This is a genomic window from Brevundimonas sp. BR2-1 (genome assembly GCF_037626195.1).
Lineage (GTDB): Bacteria > Pseudomonadota > Alphaproteobacteria > Caulobacterales > Caulobacteraceae > Brevundimonas.
Genome location: NZ_JARKMV010000003.1, coordinates 390,597 through 408,708, shown reverse-complemented (window position 1 = coordinate 408,708; position 18,112 = coordinate 390,597). Strand labels below are relative to the sequence as shown.

Here is an 18,112-nt window from a genome sequence, read left to right as displayed (position 1 = left end):
CGGCGACAACGCCGAGCTGAACGTCGAGCTGATCACCCCGATCGCCATGGAAGAGAAGCTGCGCTTCGCCATCCGCGAAGGCGGCCGCACCGTCGGCGCCGGCGTCGTCTCCAAGATCAACGAGTAGTTCTCGCTGATCTGACGATCTGAATGCGAGCGGCCCCGGGGAAACCCGGGGCCGTTTTGCTGTGCGGGAGAGCTGCTCCCAACCCCGTCATCCCCGGGCTTGACCCGAGGATCAGAGGCGGGTCCGGACTGTGCGCCCGGGGCGGCCCTACGAGCGCAACCGGCCCTCTTCCACCAAGCACGGGACGGTCTGGCCCTCGGGTCAAGCCCGAGGGTGACGGCGGAGGGGGGGCGAGGGGGAAGGGGTGGCGGCGAGGCGGGGTTTTTGCTGTACCGCTGGGATGGGGATTCGCGGGGGCGACATGTTTCGACAGGGCAGTCTGGATACGCTGTGCGGCATCTACGCCATCATCAACAGCACCCATGAAGTCTGCGCGACCTGGGACAGCCGCCTGAAGCCCGATCATCATCGGGCGCTGTTCCGGGTCCTGTGCGAGGAACTGGCGACCGAAGGCGATCTGGCGGGGGCGCTGGCCGGGGAGGGGATGGGGGTCCAGACCCTGCGCAAGCTGCTGCGCCGCGCCCACATGTACGTCGAGGACGAGACCGGGCTGCCGTTCACCCACAAACGGGCCTTCAACGCCGAGCCCGTGCCGCTGGACCGGTATTGGAACGTGATCCGCGACCATGTCGACGAGAACGGCCCGGGCTCGGTCCTGATCAGCCTGACCGGCCGCCATTGTCACTGGTCGTGCGTCCGCAGCGTCAGCGACGCGGGGATGGTGCTGCGCGATTCCGATGGACTGATCCGGCTGAGCCGCGCGCGCTGCACCACCGGCGCGGGCGACGACCGGCGGCACCATGTCCTGTGGCCGACCGAGACCCTGCTGATCAGCTGAAACCACGACGTCCCGCAGCCGGACTCGCCCGATGGGAAGTGCAGGCCGGTTAACGCCGCGCCTGTCCGGGGCATGCGCTTGCACGCAACCGAAATCGGGTCCCTACGTTCGCCATCCCGGACGTTAGGAATTGAGTAACCATGCTTCGCGCGCTTCGGACCGGCCTGTTCATCGGCGTCTTCCTCGGCATGTCGGCCTGCGCCGCCACGCCGGACACCGGCGCGCGCGGGCCCTATGGATCGGTTGAGGTCGGCCGCACCGGGTGAGGTTGCAAGGAAACCGTGGCGGCGGGGGCGAAATCCCCCTATCATCCGCCTCGCGGACGCCGACTGTCGCGCCGCGCCGGTTCCGCCCCCACTAGATGTTAGCCCTCGCCATCGTCGTCGTTCTGCTCCTCGTGGTGCTCAACGGCCTGTTCGCCATGACCGAGCTGGCGGTCGTCTCCTCGCGCAAATCCAAGCTTCAAAGCCGCGCCGAGCGAGGCGACAGGGGCGCGCGCGCCGCCCTGAAGCTGGCCGAGGACCCGACCCACTTCCTGTCGGCGGTCCAGGTGGGAATCACCCTGATCGGGATCGCCGCGGGCGCCTATGGCCAGGCGGCGATCGCCGGCGAGCTGAACCATATCCTTGAAGCCGCCTTCCCCGGACTGGCGGCCTATACCGAGATCTTCTCGACCGTCATCGTCATCATCTTCATCACCTATGTGTCGGTGATCGTCGGGGAACTTGTGCCCAAGCGGCTGGCCCTGATCTTTCCGGAGAGCATCGCCTCCAAGATGGCCGCGCCGATCTCGACCGTGGCCGTCGCGCTGAAACCCTTCGTGCTGATCCTGACGGCCTCCACCTCGGCGATCCTCAAGATCATGGGCGTCAAGGACCGCGATGGGTCCGACGTCACCCAGGAAGAGGTCGAGACCATGATCGCCGAAGGCACGGCGTCAGGTCTGATCGAGCCCGAGGAGCAGGAGATGATCGAGGAGATCCTGCGCCTCGGCGACCGCCCGATCCGCGTGGCCATGACGCCGCGTCACGAGGTCTTCTGGGTCGCGCTGGACGACACCGAGGAACAGCTGCGCCAGGAGGTCCGCACCTGTCCCTATTCGCGCATCGTGGTGGCGCGTGAGAACGACGTCGATAACCCCTTGGGCGTGGTCCACAAGAAGGACCTGCTGGACAGCCTGCTGGACAACGGCGAGTTCAATATCGAGAAACACGTCCAGACGCCGGCCTTCATCCCGCAGTCGACCTCGGTGCTGAAGGCGCTGGAGATCATGAAGGCCTCGCGGGTGCACATGGCCTTCCTGGTCGACGAGTTCGGCGCCTTCGAGGGCGTGGTGACGGCCACCGACCTGCTGGAGATGATCGCCGGCGATTTCGACGAGGGCCACGACGACGCCGAGGTCAATGTGCGCCAGCGCGAGGACGGCAGCTGGCTGGTCGACGGCCAGACCGACATCGACGAACTGGCGGATACGCTGGGCGAGGATTTCGGCGAGGCGGACGGCTTCCACACCATCGCCGGCCTGGTGCTGCACCAGCTGTCGCGCGTGCCCCACGAGGGAGAAATCCTGCAGCTGGGCCGGTTCGAGGTCGAGATCATCGACATGGACGATCGCCGCATCGACAAGCTGTTGTTCAAACAGGTGATCAACGCCCAGGACGAGGCGCGGGCGGTGGCGGCGCAGTACGAGGACTGACCCGCATCCGTGCTTGAAAACCCCGGCGCGGTCGGGCATACGGCGCGGTCTGGGGAGGCCGCACGCGCCCGGGGGACATACCCTCTGGCGCGTTGTAGTTTCCACCGGGACCTAGGAGTGTAGCTCAGCTGGTAGAGCATCGGTCTCCAAAACCGAGGGTCGTGGGTTCGAGTCCCTCCACTCCTGCCATCCCGCATCACGTGACGACGGCGGTATGGCCCCCTTCGGGGCGCCGGGCCTCCGGTTCGAACCCGTGGAGGTCGGACGCTTGACGATCTGGAACTTCGTCGGAATCTGGTTCGGCCTGGCGGCCTATGCCGTCGCCTGGATCCGGGGCGGCCGCGTTGAACGGTTCGGCGCGGGATTCATGATCGCCTTCTGCATGGTCTCGTTCATCACCTACAAATGGGCGATCGGCGGGCTGCACATTGGCGTCTTCATTGAATACTGCTTACGTTTTCTGGTCTTTGGCTGGCTGTGTCTCCAGGCAGATCGCTGGTGGCCCTTCGTCGTGACCGGGGCTCTCGGGTTGAGCGTGCTGGTGCATGCCATGGCGTGGCTCGATCCGGCCTTATCCGAGACGGAGGCCTTCTCCGCCCAGGTCGGCTTGGGGTATCTGATTGACCTGACCATTCTGCTCAGCGTTTTCGAGCGGCGGCTGGCCGGAGAGGAGCCGGCCGGGCGGGCCGCCTGGGCGGCGGCGGAGGCCGCGACGACGGCGCGGCGCAAGCGGAAGGACGAGACCCATCCGACGGCGGCTTCCGCACCGGTCCCCGGACGAGGTGCAGCGGTCATTCCCGGACGGAAATCGACCCGCGCGGTTTCCGTCTGATGCTGTCGCGGATCGCCGAAAAGGGATGACAAATCGGGCCCCTGCCTGCTAGACGCCGGGTTCCCCCACATCCTGCCACTTTTCACTGACGGTGCGGGTCCCCATCTGCATCGTCAGACTGCGTTGAAAACGAGAACCGAGCATGGCCAAGGCCAAGAGCCCTTCGGGGCGCCGCACACAGACCGTCCAGCCCGCCATCGCAGGCGCGGCCGTGGCGACGGACGCCGCCCTGCCGAAGAAGCGGACCTCGATCCCGCAGTTCGCCAGCCAGGTCCGCGCCGAAGGGCGCAAGATCGTGTGGCCCAGCCGCAAGGAAACCTGGATCACCTCGGTGATGGTGCTGATCATGGTGGTGATCGCCGCGATCTTCTTCTTCATCGTAGACACCGGCCTGGCCTTCGTATCGCGCTTCGTGCTCGCGATCGGCCAGTAGGAAAGACCCCCAATGACCGACGCAACGCCCAAGCCCGCCGCCAATCCCCGGCACAAGTGGTACATCGTCCACGCCTATTCGAACTTCGAGAAAAAGGTCGCGCAGCACCTGACGGATCAGGCGCGCCAGCAGGGCTTGGAGGACTGTTTCTCGGAAATCCTGGTGCCGACCGAGGATGTCGTGGAGATCCGCCGCGGCCGGAAGGTCAATTCGGAGCGCAAATTCTTCCCCGGCTATGTGCTGGTGAAGATGGAGATGACCGACGACGCCTATCACCTGGTCAAGAACACGCCGAAGGTCACGGGCTTCCTGGGCGCCGCGGGCGGCACCAAGCCGCTGCCGGTCTCGGAGCGTGAGGTCCAGAACATCATCGGTCAGGTGGAGGAGGGCGTCGAACGTCCGAAGCCCACCATCCGGTTCGACATCGGCGAGACCGTCAAGGTCATCGACGGCCCGTTCGCCAGCTTCGACGGCCAGGTCGAGAGCGTGGACGAGGACGCGGCGCGCCTGCGGGTCGCCGTGTCGATCTTCGGCCGCCCGACCCCGGTCGATCTGGAGTACAATCAGGTCGAGAAGAGCGCGGGCTGAGGCCCGGTTTTCTTCTCTCCGGCGACCATGAAAAAGGGGCGGAAGATCGGGTGATCTTCCGCCCCTTTGTCGTTTCCGGCCCGTGCGGGTGAGGGCCGGCCGGAAAAAAAGGGGGCGGAGAACTGCCGTCCTCCGCCCCGCTGGTCCCTGACGTCCGGCTCTAGAAGTTGGCCGTGACGCCGAAGAAGAAGTATCGGCCCATCGCGTCATAGATCTGCGGATAGGTGTTGCCGTTGCCGGTCGTGCCCACGCTGGTGGACAGTTGCGGATCGTTGTCCAGCACGTTGTTGACGCCCGCGCGGATGGTGACGGTATCCATCACCTGCCAGGTCGCCGCCAGGTCGAGGTAGTTCTCGGCGTCGAAGTAGCGGTCGATGCGGGTTCCCCCGTTGTTGAGTGAGCCATCGACGCCCAGGACGGCGATTTCAACCTCGCTGAAATGGCGCCATGTGGCCGACAGATCCAGGTCCCACGGGGTGACCCAGGTCGCCCGCGCCCGATGACGATAGTCGGGGTTGGGAACGCCGCACTGGTTGGCGAAGAAGCCGGCGCAGTCATAGACCGAGTTCGAGGCCCCCAGACCGGTATCGGTTTCAAGGCTGTCCAGGATCGTGGCGACGAAGGACAACTGCAGCGAACCGTAGGCCGGTGCGCCCCAGTCCTCGAGATCCACGCTATAGTTGGCGTTGATATCGAAGCCCGCGGTCGCGAGACCGCCGATATTGATGTTGAGATCCTCGACGAAGCCCGTACCGACCCACAGCTGGCCGTTGGAGTTGCGGTTGACCCGACCACAGGCGGCCGCGTCGTTGAGGCGGTAGCAGAGGTCCAGGGTGTTCAGCGGACCCACCGACGACACGAGGCCGTCGACCTGGATGTCGAAATAATCGACGCTCAGGTTGAAGCGCGGCAGGAACGACGGGGTCCACACCACCCCATAGGTGAGGGTGTCGGATTCTTCCGGGTTCAGGTTCGGATTGCCGCCGCCCAGCATGTTGTACTGACCGGCCGGGCTGTTCAGCGCGTTGGTGCCGTAGTTGGCGGCGGGAACGCCCGTGGCCGTGCACTGGGCCAGCGTAGCTTGCTGGACCGAAGTGCCCGAGACGTCGCCGCAGGGATCGGCATCGGCGTCGAACAGACCGAAGCCCTGGGCCGCGAACAGCTCGATGACGTTCGGGGCGCGAACCGCTCGCGAGTAGCTGGCGCGGAAACGAATGTCCTCGATCGGGGCGTAGTCGGCGCCGACCTTGTAGGTGTCCGAGCCGAATGACTCATATTCGGACCGGCGATAGGCGGCGTCGATCGAGGCGGAGTAGGCCCAGGGCTGGTCGTCGGCCAGGGGGATCTGGATCTCGCCGAAAACTTCGGCCACGTCCGTGTCGCCGTTGAGACCAATCGTGGGACCGCCCTGACCGGCGCCGTCTCCGGACGCGAAGGCGGCGTCGGTGACGGCGCCCAGATAGTCGCGGCGATACTCGGCGCCGAACGCGACCTGCACAGGGCGCGCCGCGGTCGGCACGGACCAACCCGTGTCGCCGGTGATGGCGGCGGTGACGATCTGCTGGGTGGTTTCGCCGGTCGCGACCAGCGGGATCTGCAGATAGGCCAGCGCGGCCGGAGTGACCCCGCCTGGGGTGAAGATGTCATAGGGGACGCAGTTGAGATCCGTGCCGTTGACCACCGACCGGCAGGTCGGGACGCCGCCGACGTCGACGACGTCGAGGGCGCGGGCCAGACGGGTGTTCGACATGTCGTTCAGATAGACACGCGACAGGCGGACCCGCGAGAACTGGGCCGCAACGTCGTAGTTCCATCCGGGCGTGATCTCGCCACGGACCCCGGCGACCCCACGGTAGGATTCATAGTTCAGGCTGTCCTGACGACCGCCGCCTTCGACGTTGCGGCGACCGATGTACATGTCGCGACGGGTGCCGGCGAGGATGTCGGCCGGGGTACAGCCGATCAGGCCGGCCTGCTGGGCGGACAGGAGCGGGCTGTCGCAGTTGATGTCGCCGGTGGAGAAGAAATTGCCCGACGGCGCGATCTGGGCGATCGAACTATAGTCCGTGAACATCAGCTGGGCGAAGACTTCCGCCTTGTCGTTGACCGCATAGCGGCCGAAGGCTCCCATCGTGTAGCGCTCGTCAGGACGCTGGTAGTAGTTCACAGGCCCGAAGTTATAGGCGTTCACATTGCCGTCGTACGGGACGAAGGTGCGGCCCGCGCCGATGGTGTAGGTGAAGTTCGAGAAGTCGGTGAACATGCCCGGGAAGGACGTGCCGGAGCCGGCGCACGCGAACGTCTGGGGCGTCGCCGCGGCGGGGGCGCCGATCGAGCAGGCCGAGTAGTCGCGGTTGGCCTGGGAGATCGGGTTGTTGTTGCGGTATCCGGCATAGGCCGTCACGTTGCCCCGGCCGTCCGGCGACGACACCCCGAGGCTGATGTTGAGCGAACGGCTCTCGCCGTCCGAGACGTTGTCGTCGGGCAGGGCGAACTGGGCGGGGTTCCCCGTGGCGCGCCGCGCGACTTCGGCCCGCACGTTGCCGACGCCGTCATAGTCGTTGTTGTGCTGATAGAAGCCGTACTGGGCGTCGATCTGCAGGCCTTCAAAGTCCTTTTTCATGATGAAGTTGACGACGCCGGCGATGGCGTCCGATCCGTAGACGGCGGAGGCGCCGCCGGTCAGGACTTCGATGCGTTCGACCAGTTGTTCAGGGATCTGGTTCAGGTCGGCCGAGGGGTCGGCCGGCGAGCCGTAGCCCATACGACGACCGTCGATCAGCACCAGGGTGCGGGTCGAGCCGAGGTTCCGCAGCGAAACGGTGGCGGTTCCGGTGGCGCCGTTCGACACGGTCGAGTTCTGCGCGGCGAAGGCCTGGGGCAGTTGCGAGATCAGGTCCTCGACCCGGGTCACCCCGGCGACGTCGATGTCCTGGCCGGTCACCTGGGTGACGGGACTGGTGGTGACCAGATTGGCCTGCGGGATGCGCGAGCCGGTGACGACGACCTCGTCGAGTTGCGTCTCGTCCTGCGGCTCAGGCGAATCCTGGGCCATGGCAGGCGCGGCGAAAGCGAGGATCGCGGCGCCGGTGATGATCGTCGTCGACAGCAGCCGGTTACGGGTTTTCTGGGTTCTCAAAGGTCGTCTCCTGATGTTCGACAATCACCCGCTTCCGGGGCGTCGCGGCCTTGGAATGGAATATTCCCTTCTCCCACGGACGGATTCCCCGCCGCAGTTCCGCGACGCTAGACTCCAACAAAGAAGAACCACAATTGAAATGTCGACGAATATGGAAAAAACAAAACGCTGTGTTACCAAATGATCACTGAAATCTAATGTATACTTGGTGTTGCGTGACGTAATACTCTAGACACAAGTGTGTAACGACTGCGTAACAACAGGCATAGGGCCTTCTTCCCCAGTGGCGGGATACGGCCTCGACCGGGCGGCGTCGCCGTTCCGGAGGATGCGGCGGCGTTTTTCTGGCCCTCGTCCCGAGCAATCGAAGATGCGGTTTGCCTTGGGGGCGGCGTTTTGCTACACGCGCGCCTCCCTCCACCTCAGCGTGGGAGGCAAATCCGTGGGAGGCAGCCATGCCCCGACCACGGCTCACCGGTCCTGATTGAGTTCAGGGCCATCGTAAGGAGAGACCAATGGCCAAGAAGATTCTCGGCTACATCAAATTGCAGGTGCCGGCCGGCAACGCCACGCCTTCGCCCCCGATCGGGCCCGCCCTGGGTCAGCGCGGCGTGAACATCATGGGCTTCGTCAAGGAGTTCAACGCGCGCACCGAGAAGGAAGTGAAGGGCACCCCCCTGCCGACCGTGATCACGGTCTACCAGGACAAGAGCTTCACCTTCGTCACCAAGACCCCGCCCGCGACCCACTACATCAAGCAGGCCGCCGGCATCACGTCGGGCTCGAAGATGACGGGCCGCGAAGTGGCGGGCAAGATCAAGCGCAGCCAACTGCGTGAGATCGCCGAAAAGAAGATGAAGGATCTGAACGCGAACGACCTGGACGCCGCGACCAAGATCATCGAAGGCTCGGCTCGCGCCATGGGCCTCAACGTCGTGGAGGGCTAAGCACATGGCCAAGCAAACCAAGCGCTTCAAGGCCCGCACCGGCGACACCGTCGCCCCGATGGGCTTCGCCGAGGCGATCGCCGCCGTCAAATCCAACGCCACCGCCAAGTTCGACGAGTCGATCGAGATCGCCGTCAACCTGGGCGTCGATCCGCGTCACGCGGACCAGCAGGTCCGCGGCGTCGTGAACCTGCCCTCGGGCACGGGTCGTGACGTCCGGGTGGCTGTGTTCGCCAAGGACGCCAAGGCGGCTGAAGCTCTGGCGGCCGGCGCCGACGTCGTGGGCGCCGAGGATCTGTACGAGAAGATCAACGGCGGCTTCATGGACTTCGACCGTGTCATCGCGTCCCCGGACATGATGGCCCTGGTCGGCCGTCTGGGTAAGGTGCTGGGCCCCCGCGGCCTGATGCCGAACCCGAAGGTGGGCACCGTGACTCCGAACGTCGCGCAGGCGGTCAAGGACGCCAAGGGCGGCGCGGTCGAGTTCCGCGTCGAAAAGGCCGGCATCGCGCACGGCGGCATCGGCAAGGCCTCCTTCACCCAGGAAGCCCTCGAAGCCAACGTGAAGGCCTATGTGGATGCCCTGCAGAAGGCCCGTCCGGCCGGCGCCAAGGGCACCTACATCAAGCGCATCAGCCTGTCCTCGACCATGGGACCGGGCTTCAAGATCGATCCGGCGTCGCTGAACGTCTGATCCTGCCTGAACTGCAGCGGAAAGGGCGGCGACCGCGGGGTCTGCCGCCCTTTTTGTTGCCTGTCGTGGTCTGAACGCGCTTGCGCCCCGGGTGACCGCAACCGATGGTAGGCCGTCACTGTGGGGGATTTCATGCGTATTCTGATGGTGCTGGCCCTGGGGCTGAGCCTGTTCGCGGCCGCGCCGGCGACGGCCCAGGACACGACCCGTGATGAAGACGCCGCGCACCGGCTGGCCCTGGCCGGGCAATATCTTGAGCTGACCCAGGGACCGAACCTCAGGAAGACGGTGGAGGGCTATTTCGAGGAGGCCTTCGCCAAGTCCGAGGCGCCGGCCGAACAGCGCGCTTGGTTGACCGAAAACCTTGCGTCGGTGTTCGAGGTCGCCCTGGATGCGACCTTCGCCGACCTGACAGACGATGTGGCCGAAATCTACACGGCGGAAGAACTGGAGGCGATGATCGCCTTCTTCGATACCCCGATGGGACGCTCGATCACGGTCAAGAGTTTCGATTTCGGAGTCCGGATGCAGGCCGTGATGATGCCGCATCTGACCGCCGCCTTCGCCCAGCTCGGCGAGAAATACTGCGCCCGCTTCGAATGCGGGGCGACGGAAGGCGCGCAGACCGGAAAGCCGATCGACTGAACCGTCCGTGACCTGACGGGTTGACGCATCTGCGCGGACGCGGGAGTGACCCACGGGCTTCGCGGAAGATTTGTCGATGCCGGGCCGGTTCCGCAGTCCAGCCCGGGCTCGGCCGTTCCGTGGGCCATGGGGGCAATGACGCCCGGAAGACGAGGGGGATCATGCCCGTGCCGCAGTATTCGCCGGCGCTACCGGGAGCAGAATTCACGGCGCCGTTCCGGATGGCGACCATCTGTCAGACGAGGATCACGGCGCCGCTTTCCCGGATCGGCGGAGCTTTCCTGACCTGATGACCGGAGACGTCATCCGCACCCGGACGGCCGAACGGCGACAGGTCGCGGCCCTGCCCTGGCGACGCACGGAGGCGGGGCTTGAGATCATGCTGGTCACCTCACGCGAGACCCGGCGCTGGGTCACGCCCAAGGGCGGCCGGATGCCGGGCAGGACCGACGCAGAGGCAGCGGCCCAGGAAGCGCTGGAGGAGGCCGGAATCGAGGGTGCGATCAGTCACGAGCCCCTGGGAACGTTTCGCTATCTCAAGATCCTGAAACGCCGGGCGCCGCGCTGGTGCGTGGTGGCCGTCTACGCCCTGGAGGTTCAGGTCCAGCACGACGACTGGCACGAACGCGGCGAGCGCGAGCGGATCTGGGTCAGCCGGGACGAGGCCGTACGCCGGGTCGACGAAACCGATCTGAAGGCCCTGATCGCCGCGTTCGAGGGCTAGGCCCGCCGAGCGGCGGCCATGAAGCAGCCGCGCCGGGCTGTGTGCAGGTGGATGCGGGAGACGGCTTCGTCGGCGAACCAGGCCTCCAGCCGCGCCGCCAGATCGCGGCCCTCGACCACATCGGCGTCCGTCATCATCCAGTCGTCGTCATAGACGCGGGCGGACAGCAGGCGCCGGGACAGCATGTCCGGCACGACCCCGGGCGCGGGCGCCGCCTCGGAGGCCGCCTCGCGGACGAAGATCGGGCCTTCGGAACGGTAGGGGCTGGCGGGATGGTCGAGATGGCGGTGGGTCAGCAGGATCAGCCGGTCGCCCGGGTTTGCGTCCGTCAGGCTGACGCGGCAGGGCGCGCTGTCGGGCGCGTCGGCGACCACTCGGCGCGCGCCCATCGCCTTCAGCGCCGCGTCGTCCAGGGCGAACAGCGGCCGGAACGGTTCGAGGGGCAGGGGCAGGATGCGAAAGCTCATGGTGAAATCTCCTTCGCCGTCGATATGAGGGGCGACGGATCGTGCGTCTGGCGGCTTTCGGACGTTGCGCGGCGCCCGCGGCATCCCCACAACGGAGGGCATGAACGCGCCCTTCAAGACCCCCGCCGATCCGCTGGACGCCCCGCTGTGGGATCTGTCCGACCTGTACGCCTCGCGTGACGACGCCCGCATCGAGGCCGATCTGGACCGCGCGCGAGGGCTGGTGGCGGACCTGAACGCCCTGCAAGGCCAGCTGGTCGGCGCGCGGGCGGATGCGGCGACGCTGGGACAAAGGCTGGACCGGGCCGTGACCCTGTACGAACAGGCGTCGGACGTGCTGGGCGGTCTGGGGGCCTACGCCTTCCTCGAAGCTTCGACCAACCGCAACGACGCCGCCGCGACGGGCTTCGAGGCCACGGTGCGCGAGAAGATGACGGCCATCGCCACGCCGACGGTCTGGGTCACCCTGGAGGTCAACCAGCTGGAGGAGGCCGAGATCGAGGCCGCCCTGACGGCGCATCCGGGCGGGGCGCGCTGGCGCCCGTGGTTACGGCGGGTGCGGGCGATGAAGCCGCATGAGCTCAGCCAGGAGCTGGAGACCTTCCTGGCCGAGCGTGGGCCGATCAGCGCCCAGTGGCCGCGGCTGTTCGATGAGACACTCGCGGCGATGAAAGTCAGGGTGGGGAAGGACGAGCTGACCCTGGCCGAGGCGCTGAACCGGCTGTCGGACCCGAAGGCCGCGCGGCGCAAGGCGGCGGCCGAGGGACTGAACGAGGCGCTGGGCGCGCGGACCGCGACCATGGCGATGGTCATGAACACCGTGGCGGCCGACAAGGCGCTGGAAGACAAATGGCGGGGTTTCAAACGGCCCGCGGACGCCCGGCACCTGTCGAACGAGGTGGACGGGGAGTCGGTCGACGCCATGGCCGAGGCGGTGACCGCGGCCTATCCGAGGCTGGCGCACCGCTATTACGCCCTGAAGGCCCGGGCCATGGGCAAGGCGAAGCTGGATCAGTGGGACCGCAACGCCCCGATCGAGACGACCGCCCCGCGGGGCTACGACTGGGCGGCGGGCAAGCAGCTGGTGCTGGAGAGTTTCTCGGATCTGGGGCCGGAGTTCGCGGAGCGGGCCGGCGGCTTCTTTGACAAGCCGTGGATCGACGGCAAGGCGCGGCCGGGGAAACAGTCGGGGGCCTATGCCCACCCGGTGACCTCGGACCGGCACCCCTATGTGTTCCTGAACTGGATGGGCGAGCGGCGCGACGTGCTGACGTTGGCGCATGAGCTGGGCCACGGCGTGCACCAGACGCTGGCGGCGGGGCAGGGGAGTTTGCTGGCCGACACGCCCCTGACCCTGGCCGAAACCGCCTCGATCTTCGCCGAGGGGCTGACCTTCGACCGGCTGCTGAAGACGGCGCCGAAGAAGGAACAGCGCGGCCTGCTGGCCGGGCGGATCGAGGACGGGCTGAACACGGTGGTGCGCCAGATCGCTTTCCACCGGTTCGAGACGCGGTTCCATGACGAGCGGGCCGCCGGCGAGGTCCCGGTCGAGCGGATCGGCGAGATCTGGATGGAGGAGATGGGCGCGTCGCTGGGGCCGGCGGTGACGCTGAACGCCGGTTATGAGCACTGGTGGAGCTATGTCAGCCACTTCGTCCACTCGCCCTTCTACGTCTACGCCTATGCGTTCGGGGACCTGCTGGTGGCGGCGCTGATGGAGACCCGGGCGAAGGACCCGGCGGGCTTCACGCCCCTGTATCGCGAACTGCTCGCGGGCGGCGGGTCACGCGGCTACGTCGAGGCGCTGGCGCCGTTCGGGCTGAATCCGCGCGATCCGGCTTTCTGGACCATCGGCACGAAGCGGCTGGAAGGGCTGATCGACCGGTTCGAGGCGCTGGTCTGAGTTGACGGGGACGGCGGGGCGGGCGAGCGTCGGGTCATGCGCACCCTGTTCCTCGCCGCGGTCCTGATCGTCGCCAACCCGTTCGCCGCCTTCGCCCAGTCGCCGGCTCCCGCGGCGCCGTCCGCCAGCGTTCGCGCCATGGCGGCGGGCTACAAGGCCCTGACGGTGTGCAGCGCCCTGAAGAACGCCGAGGCGGCGGGGGCGACGCGGACGCTGGAAAGCATCGAGGCCAATGAGCTGACGGGCATCTATCCCGAGCTGGACCCGCTGGTGCGCGAGATGCCGGTGGAGATCGGCGAGCGATCGGTTTCCGCCGCCTGGGACGACGCGATGCCGCCGCGAACGGCCGTCTACTCGCCCGGGCGCGGCTGTGCGATCCAGCCCGTGGGCTGGGTGGGCCAGAGCCCGGAGATGTTCAGGCCGGGTCTGCGGGTCAACGAGGCCTTCGAGACGGCCGAGCCGCGCGGCAACGCCGCCCTGCTGAACGAAGCGGTCGAACAGGCCTTCGAGGGCGGCTATGGCGAGGGCGCCAACACCACCGCCGTGCTGGTCCTGCAGAACGACCGGATTGTCGCTGAAGAATACGCCCTGGGCTTCAGCGCCGATACGCCGCAACGGACCTGGTCGGTGGCCAAGTCTCTGGCGGGCACGGTGATCGGGGCGGCTGTGCAGCGCGGGGAGGCCGATGTGAACCGGCCCGCCGCGATTCCCGACTGGGGCCGCGAAGGCGATCCGCGCGCGGCCATCACCCTGGACCAGCTGATGCGGATGGCGTCGGGCCTGACCAGCGACACGGCGGGCAATCGCACGGACGCCCTGTATTTCGGCGGCGTCGGTGTGGACGAGCAGGCGCCGACATGGCCGCTGATCGCCGCGCCGGGGACGCGGTTCCGGTACGCCAACAACGACATCCTGTTGGCGGTCCTGTCGATTGCGCCAACGTTCGGGACGCATCCGCCGGCCGAGCTGTTCCGGCGGCTGGGCATGTACGACACCTTCGCCGAGACCGACTGGCGCGGGAACTACATGCTCTCCAGCCAGGTCTGGTCGACGGCGCGCGATCTGGCGCGGTTCGGGCGGCTGTATCTGAACGACGGGATGGTGGACGGGCAGCGCGTCCTGCCCGAGGGCTGGCGCGAACATGTATCCACGCCGTCGGGGCCCCAGCCGAATGGCGAGCAGGGCTATGGCGCCACCTTCTGGCTGTTCAACAAGTCGGAGGGGATTCCCGCCGACGCCATCTCGGCCAACGGCAACCGCGGGCAATATGTGATCATCGTACCGAGCCGGAACGTCGTCATCGTGCGGCGCGGCGAGGATCCGGCCGGGAAGCCGTTCAACTTCATCCCCTTCACCCGCGACGTGCTGGCCGCCCTCGACTGAGAGGAATTGTCGGCCGCCGCTTGAGCGGACGGCAGGCCCCGCTATAAGAGCGCCAACCGCCGTTCCAGATTCCGGATGCCGACATGGCCGACCCGCACCACGCCGATTCCCACGATGCCTACGTTCGCGGCTCGCAAGAGATCAGCGAGCAGGCTTCGACGTTCCACGCCTTCATCGGCATGGCCAAATGGGGCTCGCTGTGGATCGCGGCGCTGCTGATGTTCCTGGTGCTGTGGTTCCAGCCGGGCGGCAGCTTCATCGGCGGCGCCATTACCGCCGCGGCGATGCTGGTGATCGGCTATTTCGCCCTGAAGTCGGGCAAGAAGGCGCACTGACTTTTTCGGGGCGCTAGCGCTCCCGACGCGGCCGGTCGCTGCTTGACCGCCGATCTTGCGCTGCGCCCCTCCGGGGCGCTTTGACGCAGCCTCATCGATCAGCCTAACGTCGTCGTCCGAGAGATGACGGAGGGATTCGCTTGGCAGTCGCCATCGCCGTGACCCGCGAACGCCGAGACGGCGAGACGCGCTGCGCCGTGACTCCGGAAACGGTGAAGAAGCTGATCGCCATGGGGGCGACGGTGACGGTCGAGTCCGGGACCGGCGCCGGCTCCTCCATCCCCGACGACGAATACGCCGCCGCCGGCGCGACGGTGGCCAAGGACACCAAGGCGGTGCTGTCGGGTGCGGACCTCCTGCTGAAGGTGCGTGGGCCGACGGCGCAGGAGACCAGCGCGCTGAAGCCCGGCGCCATCGTCGTGGCCATGCTGGACGCGTATCGGGACAAGGAGACGGTGACGGCCCTGGCCCAGGCCCATGCGACCGCCTTCGCCATGGAGTTCGTGCCGCGCATCTCGCGGGCCCAGGTGATGGACGCCCTGTCGTCCCAGGCCAATCTGGCGGGCTACCGGGCGGTGATCGAGGCGGCGTACGCCTACGGCAAGGGCTTCCCGATGATGATGACGGCGGCGGGGACGGTGGCTCCGGCCAAGGTCTTCGTCATGGGCGTCGGCGTGGCGGGGCTGCAGGCCATCGCCACGGCCCGGCGGCTGGGGGCGGTGGTCACGGCCACCGACGTGCGGCCCGCGACCAAGGAGCAGGTGGAATCGCTGGGCGCCAAATTCCTCGCCGTCGAGGACGAGGAGTTCAGGAACGCGCAGACGGCCGGCGGCTACGCCAAGCCGATGAGCCCTGAGTATCAGGCGAAACAGGCCGTGCTGACCGGCGAGCACATCAAAAAGCAGGACATCGTCATCACCACGGCCCTGATCCCGGGCCGCGCGGCGCCCGTGCTGGTCACGGCGGACCAGGTGGCGACGATGAAGCCGGGTTCGGTGCTGATCGATCTGGCCGTCGAGGCCGGCGGCAATGTCGAGGGGGCGAAGGCCGGCGAGGTGGTGACCACGGCGAACGGCGTGCAGATCGTGGGCCATACGAACCTGCCGGGGCGGATCGCGGCGGACGCCTCGGCCCTCTACGCCAAGAACCTGGTCGCCTTTGTCGGGCTGATGGTCAAGGACGGCGCGCTGGCCCTGGACCTCGAGGACGAGATCCTGAAGGCGGCGGCGGTGACGCACGGCGGGGCCGTGGTGCACGAGGGGGTGAGGGGATGACGCGGGTGCTGGCGATCCTTGCCTTCGCCGCAGGGCTGTCGACCGTGGCGCCGCCGGGTCTGGCCCAGGATCGGGTGATCAATCCTTTCGTGGACGCCTACGGCGCTGATCTGGCTGTCGAAGAGATCGATCTTCGCGTCGGCGACAATCTGCTGGCGGGACACCAGGACCGCGCGGCCCGGGCGTACGTTGAACGGGCGATGCCTGCGGAGCAACGGGCCCTGTTCCAGGCCCGCTATCCCGACCTGCCCGAGGCGCAGGCGGCGGAACGGATGGCCGAGTTCCTGGCCGTGGCAAACCTGCAGGACCGGTTCGGGGACAATCGGACGACCGGACGCAAGGTCCGGCTGGTGGTGCGCGTCGATGAGGCCCGGGCGGACAGCATGCTGCGGATGGCCATGGCTCCGCGCTTTCCGCGCACGGCTATGGCGGTCTCCGTCGAGGATCTGGCGACCGGACGCACCCTCGTGACCGGCCGGATCGAGGACGTGTCGAGCTACGCCGCGGACAACATCGAGGCGAAAGACCGACTGGGGCTGGTCTATAGCCGGATGGGCACGGACACGGACTTCCAGATCCTGGCCGGGATGACGAATGCGCTCGCCGCCAGTCTCGAGACCCTGCTGCGCGCGGAGTCGACGGCTGTGGGCTCCAGAACCATCGGGCGGGCCACGATCACGCCCACCATAGGCGTGCCCATCCGGATCAGCAGGGCCATGTACGACCTCAATGTCGCGCCGCCCGAGACCCCCCAAGGAGAGGACTGATGGAACACGTCGATCCCACCGTCTTCCGACTGGCCATCTTCGTGCTGGCGATCTTCGTCGGCTACTATGTCGTCTGGAGCGTCACGCCGGCCCTGCACACGCCGCTGATGGCCGTGACCAACGCCATTTCGTCGGTGATCGTCGTCGGCGGCCTGATCGCGGCGGCGGCGGCGAGCGCCGACGGCGGCTGGATCGCCAAGGGCGCAGGCGTTGCGGCCGTGACCCTGGCCAGCGTCAACATCTTCGGCGGCTTCATGGTCACGCGAAGGATGCTGGCCATGTACAGGAAGAAGGAACGGCCCGCGAAGCCCGCTGAGGCGGCCCGGTCGTGACCTCAGCCATCCTTTTTATGGCCATCGTGCCGCTGGCTCTCTTGCTGGTTCTGGCTTTCACCCTGCTGAGCGGGCGGATGAGCGAGACACTGCGAAAGCGGGTGGAACCGGGCCTGATCCTGACCGTCTATCCCGCCCTCATCCTGTACTGGGCGTGGCAGGCATGGACCGACCAGCAACGGGGCGACTGGGCCGGGTTCGGCCTGATGGCGGGCGTCGGCTGTCTGTTCGCCATACAGTTTGTCGTAGCCCTGCGATCCCGCACGCTGTTCCCCCGTTACGGGCGTCACAAGGAATGACACTGGACGTCCATCAGTTCGCGGTCGGCGCGTCCTGGGTCGCCACGGCGATCGGGGCGGGCCTGTGGCTGTGGAGCTGGTTCGTCGAGAAGGACGCGATCCGCAAGCTGCGGTTCCTGGACTGCGGCGTGGTGCTGCTGTTCGCCTCGGTGTTGCTGCGCATCGTGGCCCAGGACAAGCCGATGAGCGTCTGGGACTGGGCCATGGTCTTCGTGGCCCCCCTGTTCATCGTCGCCGCCCTGTGGCGGCTGGCGCGGACGGCCTGCCCGCCGGGAGGGCGCTGAGATGGGCCGGGGGCGAATCGGAGCGCTGGTGCTGCTGGCCGTCGTCGCCGCTCCGGCGGCGGACGCCCAGACCCGTCTGGGGGCCGACATCGAGAGCGGACTGCCCTGGCACGTGGCGGCGCTGCAGGGCGCCAGCTGGTCGCTCGTGTGCCGGTTCCGCCCCGTGACCTATCAGGCCTCGACCTATAACAGGGAGGCCTGGGCCAACCGGATCGCGCAGACGGGTCGCGGCTCAATGGGCGGCCGGCTGCCGGCGGACGACGGCAGCTGCACGGTGACCAAGACCGGCGGACGCGGCGCGGTGGCCATCGCCATGATCAAGAACGGCGAGGCGCAGGTCGCGGTCACGACAGACCCGGCCAGACCGGCCGCCGTGGGCTTTTTCTGATGCTGATACTCGGGGAC

General features: G+C 67.3%; 21 protein-coding genes, 1 tRNA gene and 1 pseudogene. 21 read left to right on the top strand and 2 right to left on the bottom strand.

The genetic code is table 11. From position 1 onward, the window contains the following. The 8 genes and pseudogenes from tuf to nusG form a co-directional block, all read left to right on the top strand. Window positions 1-127: pseudogene (gene tuf / locus BrevBR_RS15055) on the top strand (elongation factor Tu); the annotation flags it as partial. A 301-nt stretch (window positions 128-428) separates the two neighbouring features. Continuing rightward, the gene (locus tag BrevBR_RS15050; RefSeq protein ID WP_332639928.1) at window positions 429-965 is read left to right on the top strand and encodes a hypothetical protein; all 537 of its coding nucleotides are present in this window, start codon (window positions 429-431) and stop codon (window positions 963-965) included. A gap of 140 nt (window positions 966-1,105) precedes the next feature. Then, window positions 1,106-1,231, top strand: a complete 126-nt coding sequence (locus BrevBR_RS15045; RefSeq protein WP_332639929.1) for a hypothetical protein — start codon at window positions 1,106-1,108, stop codon at window positions 1,229-1,231. A 95-nt stretch (window positions 1,232-1,326) separates the two neighbouring features. Beyond that, window positions 1,327-2,661 carry a hemolysin family protein gene (locus tag BrevBR_RS15040; RefSeq protein ID WP_332639930.1) on the top strand — a complete coding sequence of 445 codons (1,335 nt, stop codon included), beginning with the start codon at window positions 1,327-1,329 and terminating at the stop codon, window positions 2,659-2,661. Between the two features lie 113 nt (window positions 2,662-2,774). Beyond that, a tRNA-Trp gene (locus BrevBR_RS15035) sits at window positions 2,775-2,850 on the top strand. 79 nt (window positions 2,851-2,929) lie between these two features. Continuing rightward, window positions 2,930-3,493 (top strand): hypothetical protein, encoded by a 564-nt coding sequence (locus tag BrevBR_RS15030; protein ID WP_332639931.1) that lies wholly within the window; start codon window positions 2,930-2,932, stop codon window positions 3,491-3,493. Between the two features lie 142 nt (window positions 3,494-3,635). Then, entirely contained in the window at window positions 3,636-3,926 is a 291-nt protein-coding gene (gene secE / locus BrevBR_RS15025; RefSeq protein WP_332639932.1) for a preprotein translocase subunit SecE, read from the top strand. A gap of 12 nt (window positions 3,927-3,938) precedes the next feature. After that, a complete protein-coding gene (gene nusG / locus BrevBR_RS15020; RefSeq protein WP_332639933.1) occupies window positions 3,939-4,514 on the top strand; it encodes a transcription termination/antitermination protein NusG in 576 nt (191 codons plus the stop codon). Window positions 4,515-4,674: 160 nt separating this feature from the next. Here nusG and BrevBR_RS15015 read toward each other — a convergent pair whose 3' ends face one another. After that, a complete protein-coding gene (locus BrevBR_RS15015) occupies window positions 4,675-7,653 on the bottom strand; it encodes a TonB-dependent receptor plug domain-containing protein (RefSeq protein ID WP_340001457.1) in 2,979 nt (992 codons plus the stop codon). A gap of 515 nt (window positions 7,654-8,168) precedes the next feature. Here BrevBR_RS15015 and rplK point away from each other — a divergent pair. The 4 genes from rplK to BrevBR_RS14995 all read left to right on the top strand — a co-directional run bounded on the left by rplK (window position 8,169) and on the right by BrevBR_RS14995 (window position 10,663). Further along, a complete protein-coding gene (rplK, locus tag BrevBR_RS15010) occupies window positions 8,169-8,600 on the top strand; it encodes a 50S ribosomal protein L11 (RefSeq protein ID WP_055829960.1) in 432 nt (143 codons plus the stop codon). Between the two features lie 4 nt (window positions 8,601-8,604). Then, window positions 8,605-9,294 (top strand): 50S ribosomal protein L1, encoded by a 690-nt coding sequence (gene rplA, locus BrevBR_RS15005; RefSeq protein WP_332639091.1) that lies wholly within the window; start codon window positions 8,605-8,607, stop codon window positions 9,292-9,294. A gap of 132 nt (window positions 9,295-9,426) precedes the next feature. Further along, window positions 9,427-9,939: a DUF2059 domain-containing protein gene (locus BrevBR_RS15000; protein WP_332639093.1), complete on the top strand. Its 513-nt coding sequence runs from the start codon at window positions 9,427-9,429 to the stop codon at window positions 9,937-9,939. A 289-nt stretch (window positions 9,940-10,228) separates the two neighbouring features. Beyond that, entirely contained in the window at window positions 10,229-10,663 is a 435-nt protein-coding gene (locus tag BrevBR_RS14995) for an NUDIX hydrolase (protein WP_332639094.1), read from the top strand. On the opposite strand, the gene BrevBR_RS14990 is transcribed toward BrevBR_RS14995, so the two are convergent. Then, complete coding sequence (locus BrevBR_RS14990) at window positions 10,660-11,130, bottom strand: DUF1203 domain-containing protein (protein ID WP_332639095.1); 471 nt, start codon at window positions 11,128-11,130, stop codon at window positions 10,660-10,662. The genes BrevBR_RS14995 and BrevBR_RS14990 overlap by 4 nt on opposite strands. 100 nt (window positions 11,131-11,230) lie before the next feature. Here BrevBR_RS14990 and BrevBR_RS14985 point away from each other — a divergent pair, with 100 nt between their 5' ends. The 9 genes from BrevBR_RS14985 to BrevBR_RS14945 all read left to right on the top strand — a co-directional run bounded on the left by BrevBR_RS14985 (window position 11,231) and on the right by BrevBR_RS14945 (window position 18,095). Then, window positions 11,231-13,033, top strand: a complete 1,803-nt coding sequence (locus tag BrevBR_RS14985) for a M3 family oligoendopeptidase (protein WP_340001456.1) — start codon at window positions 11,231-11,233, stop codon at window positions 13,031-13,033. Window positions 13,034-13,069: 36 nt separating this feature from the next. Then, window positions 13,070-14,416, top strand: a complete 1,347-nt coding sequence (locus tag BrevBR_RS14980; RefSeq protein WP_340001455.1) for a serine hydrolase domain-containing protein — start codon at window positions 13,070-13,072, stop codon at window positions 14,414-14,416. 83 nt (window positions 14,417-14,499) lie between these two features. Continuing rightward, a complete protein-coding gene (locus tag BrevBR_RS14975) occupies window positions 14,500-14,751 on the top strand; it encodes an aa3-type cytochrome c oxidase subunit IV (RefSeq protein WP_332639100.1) in 252 nt (83 codons plus the stop codon). Window positions 14,752-14,891: 140 nt separating this feature from the next. Continuing rightward, complete coding sequence (locus BrevBR_RS14970) at window positions 14,892-16,025, top strand: Re/Si-specific NAD(P)(+) transhydrogenase subunit alpha (protein ID WP_340001454.1); 1,134 nt, start codon at window positions 14,892-14,894, stop codon at window positions 16,023-16,025. 5 nt (window positions 16,026-16,030) lie between these two features. After that, entirely contained in the window at window positions 16,031-16,792 is a 762-nt protein-coding gene (locus tag BrevBR_RS14965; protein ID WP_332639102.1) for a hypothetical protein, read from the top strand. Then, window positions 16,792-17,124, top strand: coding sequence for an NAD(P) transhydrogenase subunit alpha (locus BrevBR_RS14960; protein WP_332639103.1), 333 nt, complete (start codon window positions 16,792-16,794; stop codon window positions 17,122-17,124). Before BrevBR_RS14965 ends, BrevBR_RS14960 begins: the two co-directional genes overlap by 1 nt. Then, on the top strand, window positions 17,121-17,423 hold the full coding sequence (locus tag BrevBR_RS14955; RefSeq protein ID WP_340001453.1) for a hypothetical protein: 303 nt from the start codon (window positions 17,121-17,123) through the stop codon (window positions 17,421-17,423). The genes BrevBR_RS14960 and BrevBR_RS14955 overlap by 4 nt, the downstream gene beginning before the upstream one ends. Further along, window positions 17,420-17,707, top strand: coding sequence for a hypothetical protein (locus BrevBR_RS14950; RefSeq protein ID WP_332639105.1), 288 nt, complete (start codon window positions 17,420-17,422; stop codon window positions 17,705-17,707). Before BrevBR_RS14955 ends, BrevBR_RS14950 begins: the two co-directional genes overlap by 4 nt. A gap of 28 nt (window positions 17,708-17,735) precedes the next feature. Continuing rightward, window positions 17,736-18,095, top strand: a complete 360-nt coding sequence (locus tag BrevBR_RS14945; RefSeq protein ID WP_340001452.1) for a hypothetical protein — start codon at window positions 17,736-17,738, stop codon at window positions 18,093-18,095. Window positions 18,096-18,112: the final 17 nt, after the last annotated feature.

Bases quoted from the DNA above. Each gene is read 5' to 3' on its own strand.
- rplA (WP_332639091.1), top strand. From the start codon at position 8,605: ATGGCCAAGCAAACCAAGCGCTTCAAGGCCCGCACCGGCGACACCGTC.
- BrevBR_RS15050 (WP_332639928.1), top strand. From the start codon at position 429: ATGTTTCGACAGGGCAGTCTGGATACGCTGTGCGGCATCTACGCCATC.
- BrevBR_RS15045 (WP_332639929.1), top strand. From the start codon at position 1,106: ATGCTTCGCGCGCTTCGGACCGGCCTGTTCATCGGCGTCTTCCTCGGC.
- BrevBR_RS14980 (WP_340001455.1), top strand. From the start codon at position 13,070: ATGCGCACCCTGTTCCTCGCCGCGGTCCTGATCGTCGCCAACCCGTTC.
- nusG (WP_332639933.1), top strand. From the start codon at position 3,939: ATGACCGACGCAACGCCCAAGCCCGCCGCCAATCCCCGGCACAAGTGG.
- BrevBR_RS14975 (WP_332639100.1), top strand. From the start codon at position 14,500: ATGGCCGACCCGCACCACGCCGATTCCCACGATGCCTACGTTCGCGGC.
- rplK (WP_055829960.1), top strand. From the start codon at position 8,169: ATGGCCAAGAAGATTCTCGGCTACATCAAATTGCAGGTGCCGGCCGGC.
- BrevBR_RS14985 (WP_340001456.1), top strand. From the start codon at position 11,231: ATGAACGCGCCCTTCAAGACCCCCGCCGATCCGCTGGACGCCCCGCTG.
- BrevBR_RS14950 (WP_332639105.1), top strand. From the start codon at position 17,420: ATGACACTGGACGTCCATCAGTTCGCGGTCGGCGCGTCCTGGGTCGCC.
- secE (WP_332639932.1), top strand. From the start codon at position 3,636: ATGGCCAAGGCCAAGAGCCCTTCGGGGCGCCGCACACAGACCGTCCAG.
- BrevBR_RS14995 (WP_332639094.1), top strand. From the start codon at position 10,229: ATGACCGGAGACGTCATCCGCACCCGGACGGCCGAACGGCGACAGGTC.
- BrevBR_RS15040 (WP_332639930.1), top strand. From the start codon at position 1,327: ATGTTAGCCCTCGCCATCGTCGTCGTTCTGCTCCTCGTGGTGCTCAAC.
- BrevBR_RS14960 (WP_332639103.1), top strand. From the start codon at position 16,792: ATGGAACACGTCGATCCCACCGTCTTCCGACTGGCCATCTTCGTGCTG.
- BrevBR_RS15000 (WP_332639093.1), top strand. From the start codon at position 9,427: ATGCGTATTCTGATGGTGCTGGCCCTGGGGCTGAGCCTGTTCGCGGCC.
- BrevBR_RS14990 (WP_332639095.1), bottom strand. From the start codon at position 11,130: ATGAGCTTTCGCATCCTGCCCCTGCCCCTCGAACCGTTCCGGCCGCTG.